This is a genomic window from Vibrio sp. 10N.247.311.12 (assembly GCF_041467515.1).
In the GTDB taxonomy this organism is placed as follows: Bacteria; Pseudomonadota; Gammaproteobacteria; order Enterobacterales; family Vibrionaceae; genus Vibrio; species Vibrio crassostreae_C.
Window position 1 is genome coordinate 1 of the sequence record NZ_JBFSUV010000084.1, and the last position, 5,967, is coordinate 5,967.

At 43.4% G+C, this 5,967-nt stretch carries 5 protein-coding genes and 2 tRNA genes; 4 read left to right on the forward strand and 3 right to left on the reverse strand.

Annotated features, from left to right (window positions below; translation table 11 throughout):
• Positions 1 to 589 precede the first annotated feature (589 nt).
• Positions 590 to 1,930, reverse strand: a complete 1,341-nt coding sequence (pssA, locus tag AB6E30_RS22235) for a CDP-diacylglycerol--serine O-phosphatidyltransferase (RefSeq protein WP_029235079.1) — start codon at positions 1,928 to 1,930, stop codon at positions 590 to 592.
• A gap of 91 nt (positions 1,931 to 2,021) precedes the next feature.
• Positions 2,022 to 2,453 (reverse strand): GNAT family N-acetyltransferase, encoded by a 432-nt coding sequence (locus AB6E30_RS22240; RefSeq protein ID WP_102394676.1) that lies wholly within the window; start codon positions 2,451 to 2,453, stop codon positions 2,022 to 2,024.
• Between the two features lie 66 nt (positions 2,454 to 2,519).
• On the opposite strand from AB6E30_RS22240, the gene murB reads away from it, so the two are divergent.
• On the forward strand, positions 2,520 to 3,566 hold the full coding sequence (murB, locus tag AB6E30_RS22245; protein ID WP_372105291.1) for a UDP-N-acetylmuramate dehydrogenase: 1,047 nt from the start codon (positions 2,520 to 2,522) through the stop codon (positions 3,564 to 3,566).
• The gene (birA, locus tag AB6E30_RS22250; RefSeq protein WP_137002371.1) at positions 3,563 to 4,528 is read left to right on the forward strand and encodes a bifunctional biotin--[acetyl-CoA-carboxylase] ligase/biotin operon repressor BirA; all 966 of its coding nucleotides are present in this window, start codon (positions 3,563 to 3,565) and stop codon (positions 4,526 to 4,528) included. The genes murB and birA overlap by 4 nt, the downstream gene beginning before the upstream one ends.
• 7 nt (positions 4,529 to 4,535) lie before the next feature.
• Here birA and coaA read toward each other — a convergent pair whose 3' ends face one another.
• Positions 4,536 to 5,459 (reverse strand): type I pantothenate kinase, encoded by a 924-nt coding sequence (gene coaA / locus AB6E30_RS22255; RefSeq protein WP_017066910.1) that lies wholly within the window; start codon positions 5,457 to 5,459, stop codon positions 4,536 to 4,538.
• Positions 5,460 to 5,669: 210 nt separating this feature from the next.
• Here coaA and AB6E30_RS22260 point away from each other — a divergent pair.
• Both AB6E30_RS22260 and AB6E30_RS22265 read left to right on the forward strand, forming a co-directional pair.
• Positions 5,670 to 5,745 (forward strand) — tRNA-Thr (locus tag AB6E30_RS22260).
• A 44-nt stretch (positions 5,746 to 5,789) separates the two neighbouring features.
• Positions 5,790 to 5,874 (forward strand) — tRNA-Tyr (locus AB6E30_RS22265).
• The last annotated feature ends 93 nt before the right edge of the window (positions 5,875 to 5,967 follow it).

Sequence of the window (5,967 nt, forward strand, 5' to 3'; positions counted from 1 at the left end):
TTCACAATAATTCATCAATCTTAATTAGATCACATTTTTACTTTAATTGGTATAAAGACACCGAGCCCCTGCACTTCATGCTATTCCGGCACATATCAGAAAGCCTAGTCTGACGACTAGGCTTTCGTCGTTTCCTGCGTATGTGTTTTGGGTTTTAGTAGTAGATCCTTATCGCTAGCTATGAAGTACTTCTCTATATATCGGGAGGTGCTGCTTGGGAATATAGGTGGTCACTTCTAACTCTTAAGCTAAATAGAGCAGAGCACTAATCTGATTGTTTTACTATGTGAAATTCTCTATCGCGTACGTACTTCGCCCTAAGGAGTGAGACTTTATTGCTTGAATACGTAAAGGGTAATTGTCGATTATGTTCGTATTGGTACTCGTTTAGCTGCTATCTAAACCATACCTGATACACGTTGACTAAGGAAAAGGTAGGATGCTTAACACTTCAAGCTATCACACTCACTATGCATAAATAGAGATGTTGATTCGAAAGACCATCAAACAAACCTAAATAGCTATCTCGTAGATACAAAAACGCCTAGCGTTTGCTAGGCGTTGATAAATAGTGTCTCTAATACATCGACTACAGTATTTGCTTAAGCACCCTATCGGCTTTCACACGAGTGATCTTACGAATCAACTTCTGAACTTCCATCGGGTAGCTCTCTACCTTGTCTAACTGCTTATAAGTACAGATAAGCTGAGTGTGTTGAAGGATGTTATCCACTTCAGCCTGAAACTTGTCTGTTAGGTGATGGTAGTTATCTTGGATAAAGATACCGTTCTCTAGATCCAACTTCCATGCGCGTGGATTTAGATTATTACCTGTTAGTAGCATGTAGCGCTTATCTACCCAAATGCCCTTTAGGTGGAAGCTATTGGAATCGTGTTGCCAAAGTCGAATTGATAGATTACGGCTAGCAATATGAGCTTCATTCGCTTTAGCGAAACGGCGTAAGTTCAGTTCGTAAAGGTATGGCAAACCACCAATCGTTTTAAACTCTTCTTCTGGTGAGATAAAGAAATCATTCGCTGTCTTATCACCAACAACAATGCTGACCTTTACGCCACGCTTAAGTGCTTTCTTCACTTCTTTAGCTAGGCTAGGTGGGAAGTTGAAGTAAGGTGTGCAGATGAAGATTTCATCTTTAGCTTGAGCGACGAGTTGGTTGATTCCCTGATTCAGACGGTTACGTCTTTTACCGATACCAACCAATGGTGTTACAGCCACTTGCTCTGCTGAAACCTCTTGCCCTTCGAATTGATACTGAGACCTTGCCAATGATGCTCGAAACTGACGAATCGCTGGTTTCAGTTCTTTGGTCGCAGGCTTGTTCTTATCAGCCAGGTCATAAACAGCGCTGTCCGCAACCATCTGTTCGTGTACGTAGGCAAACATTGAGTCAGCAAGAGCTGCATTGTTTAAAACATGGTAACGATCAAAGCGATAGCGGTCATGGTAATTCAGATAGATATTGTTAAGGCTTGCACCGCTGTATATCACGCTATCATCGACGATAAAGCCTTTTAAGTGCAATACGCCAAAGACTTCTTTGCCGCGAACGGGAATGCCATAGACAGGCACAGAATGTTGATATTTCTCTGCGAACTCTTTATACATGGCTGCATTGCCTTCAGAAGACTCTGCGCCAATCAATCCACGCTGCGCCCGGTGCCAATCGACACAAACACTCACGTCTAGTTCGGGATTCTTTTGCTTTGCTTCATATAAGGCAGTTAGGATCTCACGGCCAGCTTCATCATCTTCAAGGTACAAAGCGACTAAACTAATACGAGTCGTTGCGCGAGATATCTCATCAAGTAGGCGAGTTCGAAACTCTTGCGCTGATAGTAGTACTTCAAACTTGTCAGGATTCTGCGCTATGGTTGGCAACTGTATGAATGGATTCCTACTGGCAATCATATTGACTGTTTTACCTTAAAAATATGCAAAATTGCGAACCTTTAATTTTACCAAAGGGATAGTACCAAATACTAGATAATCGAGGCATTCTCTAACAATTTTGCTGATAATGCATAGGAATGAGATCTTTTCCGCTATTCGAATAGCGCTCGTATAAAACTCTTAAACCATTTGGTAGATCTTTAGGGTCTACTTGTACGAATTTGTGTCGCGCGTAAAAGTTGGTGAGATGAGCGTACGCAAAGCAGTAATCGTCTTCCGTAAGCGTATGTTGCGCACAATAATCCATAAGCTGGGAGCCTAATTGCTGACCACGATGTTGTTTTGATATCGCCATACCGGTAAGTAAGCGATTATTTTCTATTGTACGAAAACGCACGACACCGCACAGCTCGTTATCCAGCAATAACGAGTAGATCAGTTCACTCTTATTCGCTTTTCCCGTTGGGTAGTGTTCTTTATAGAAACGTTTAACTAGGGGAACCTTTACTGGGTCTAATTGAGTAATGATGACATTGTTCATTCAGTCACTGCGCCATTGGTTTATCTGCTGTAGAATGACCGCAGTGTAAGTTAATTGAATATCGCCATGCAATTCCATCTCAATGCTAGTTTAAAAAATGTTCATACTTTTTCCATCGATCAGACGTGTGATGCGTTGGTTGAAGTCACCACTACCGAAGAACTGATTTCGCTTTACAAAGACCCTAAATGGTCAGCTTTGCCTAAGTTAATACTGGGTAAAGGCAGTAATATGCTTTTTACTGAGCACTTCGCTGGCCTGGTCATCGTGAATAAATTAGCCGGGATTGAGCTGGCCGAGACGGACAGTCATCACCTACTGCATGTAAGTGGTGGCGAGGATTGGCCAAGCTTGGTTGAGTGGAGTGTGGATAAGGGGTTGGGTGGTCTAGAAAATCTAGCAATGATACCCGGTTGTTCAGGCTCTGCTCCGATTCAAAATATTGGTGCGTACGGCGTTGAACTGCAAGACATATGCGAGTACGTTGATATCCTATGTCTGGATACTTATACAGTTAAGCGATTAAGCAAGGAAGAGTGTCTCTTTGGTTACCGAGATTCTATTTTCAAACATGCTCTCTACGGTAAAGCGATTGTTGTTGCGATTGGTTTAACGTTGCCGAAAGAGTGGGAGCCATGCAATCACTATGGCCCGTTAAAAAGCCTAGCAGCCGATAGTCTCACTCCTCGTACTGTATTTGATGAAGTGTGTGCTATCCGTTCGAGTAAGCTGCCAGACCCTAGAATACAAGGGAATGCGGGCAGCTTCTTCAAAAACCCTGTGATCACCAAAGATCATTTTGATCGCCTGTTAGCTCTATATCCAAACATTGTCGGCTATGAGAGTAATGACATGATCAAAGTTGCTGCTGGCTGGCTGATTGATCAATGCCAGTTCAAGGGTGTGACAGAAGGTGGCGCTCAGGTTCACCCCAACCAAGCATTGGTTATTATCAATTATGATGAGGCTTCTGCTGTGGATATCCTTAAGCTTGCAGAGCGAGTGCGCCAGTCCGTTTTGAATAAATTCGATATTCGATTGGAACATGAAGTGCGCTTTATGGGACGAGACTGCGAGACAAACTTGGATAAGGCTTTGGAGTCATTGGCATGAGAGAGCACAGTACCAAGCTTGCACTATTGAGATGTCTTGCTGACGGTGAGTTTCATTCAGGTGAAGACCTAGGTGAAATTATTGGCGTATCACGAGCGGCTATCAGTAAGCACATTAAAGGTATTCAAGAGTGGGGTTTAGATATCTACCGAGTACAAGGCAAGGGTTACAAGCTAGCCAGTCGTTTGGATATGCTTGACCAAGAAAAATTGTCTGCAGTTAGTCGCGATGCTTCTCTTGAACTCATTCCCATCATAGGTTCTACAAACCAGCACCTATTAGAGCGTACTAACACCCTCGAATCGGGTTCTGTCTGTATTGCTGAATATCAAGCTGCGGGTCGTGGACGCCGTGGACGAGAGTGGGTATCGCCATTCGGCGCAAACCTCTACCTTTCAATGTATTGGAGACTCGACGCAGGGATGGCTGCCGCAATGGGCTTAAGCCTTGTGGTTGGTGTCGCTGTTGTTGAAGCTTTGGAAGAAATGGGCGTAGAAGGTGTAAAGCTCAAATGGCCGAACGACCTTTACCACAATGACAAGAAGCTAGCAGGTATCTTGGTCGAGCTGTCAGGACAGTCTGGTGGCGCTGCACATATTGTGATTGGTTTAGGGCTAAACTTATCCATGGATCCAACAACATCAGGTATTGGCCAGCCATGGACTTCCCTTAAAGAAGTGTGTGATGGGAAGGTGCCAGACCGTAATCAGTTAGCGCAGGCTCTGATCAATGCTTGGGATAAGTCACTTGTCGACTATGAGTTGAAAGGAATGTCCAATTTTGTAGAGCGTTGGAACCGCTTGGATAATTTCTTAGGTCGCAATGTTAGATTGATCATTGGACCTAGAGAAATTGAAGGTGTTGTTCAAGGCATCGATGAGCAAGGTGCTGTATTGCTCAAAACTGAGAATGGTGTCGAGAGCTATATTGGTGGCGAGATATCGCTAAGAAAAGGCGACTAAGGCGTTACTATTTTCTTAGTAACACTTCTTCAACCATATGATCTGCGCCTTTACGTAGAATCAGGTGAGCCCTTTCTCGTGTCGGAAGAATATTTTGTTCTAGGTTCAAGCCATTAATTGAACTCCAGATACCTTCCGCTTTATCCAATGCGGCTTGGTTCGATAATTTAGTGTAATGACTAAAGTAAGAGCCAGGCTTAGTAAACGCGCCATCACGGAATTTCATAAAGCGATTGACGTACCACTCTTTGATTTGTTGGCTATCGGCGTCAACATAGAGTGAGAAATCAAGGAAGTCTGAAATGAACACGCGATGTGGCTCATGTGGATAATTCATTCCGGTTTGCAAGACATTAAGCCCTTCAATAATAAGCACATCTGGTAGGTCGACGCACTTAACGTCATCAGTAATATTGTACGTAAGATGCGAGTAAACAGGGGCTGTGACATTTCTCTTGCAAGCTTTTACATCCGAAACAAAGTTCACTAAACGCTTGATATCGTAAGATTCAGGAAAGCCCTTTTTGCTCATCAACCCTTTCTCTTCTAACACCTCGTTTGGATATAAAAAGCCATCGGTTGTCACTAGTTCAACTTTTGGGTGGTTTTCCCAGCGAGAGAGTAGGGCTTTAAGCAGACGCGCAGTGGTACTTTTGCCAACAGCTACGCTACCCGCAATACCGATGATAAAAGGTGGCGCTTTCTCTTTCTTATCTAGAAATTGGTGGAGTACCGAGTTTCTATTCTGTCTGGCTGCCACATAGAGGTTCAATAGACGAGATAGCGGTAGATAGATCTCTACTGCCTCTTCCATTGTGAGCTTTTCATTGATGCCTTGAAGCTCTTTTAAGTCGCTCTCAGAAAGTGTCATCGGAACTAAATTCCTTAGCTCAGACCAACGTTCGCGGTCAAATGACATAAATGGGCTCATACAAAACTCTATAGTGGATAACAAAACAAGTGCATGGAAAATACATCAAGCGATAGATAAATAAAATATCTTCCTGTACTAGATGCGGGTTAAAGACGTAAACCTTGAGCTAAATAGCCGTATGTAGGAGTTTGGTCAGAGAATTTTGCACTTTTTTTCAATTTACTATTGCAAGGTGGAAAATCATTCAATAAAATGCGCCCCACTTGTGCCGACTTAGCTCAGTAGGTAGAGCAACTGACTTGTAATCAGTAGGTCACCAGTTCGATTCCGGTAGTCGGCACCACTTTCTCCCTTCCTATAAGGCAAGCGAGAGAAAGCTCAAAATTTGGAGAGGTTCCCGAGTGGCCAAAGGGAGCAGACTGTAAATCTGTTGGCACTGCCTTCGATGGTTCGAATCCGTCCCTCTCCACCATATTCTAAAGGTTAAATAGCTCAAACAGAGTTACGTGTTGCGTGCATCGTATAATGGCTATTACCTCAGCCTTCCAAGCTGATGATGCGGGTT

Bases quoted from the DNA above. Each gene is read 5' to 3' on its own strand.
- pssA (WP_029235079.1), bottom strand. From the start codon at position 1,930: ATGATTGCCAGTAGGAATCCATTCATACAGTTGCCAACCATAGCGCAG.
- AB6E30_RS22240 (WP_102394676.1), bottom strand. From the start codon at position 2,453: ATGAACAATGTCATCATTACTCAATTAGACCCAGTAAAGGTTCCCCTA.
- murB (WP_372105291.1), top strand. From the start codon at position 2,520: ATGCAATTCCATCTCAATGCTAGTTTAAAAAATGTTCATACTTTTTCC.
- birA (WP_137002371.1), top strand. From the start codon at position 3,563: ATGAGAGAGCACAGTACCAAGCTTGCACTATTGAGATGTCTTGCTGAC.
- coaA (WP_017066910.1), bottom strand. From the start codon at position 5,459: ATGAGCCCATTTATGTCATTTGACCGCGAACGTTGGTCTGAGCTAAGG.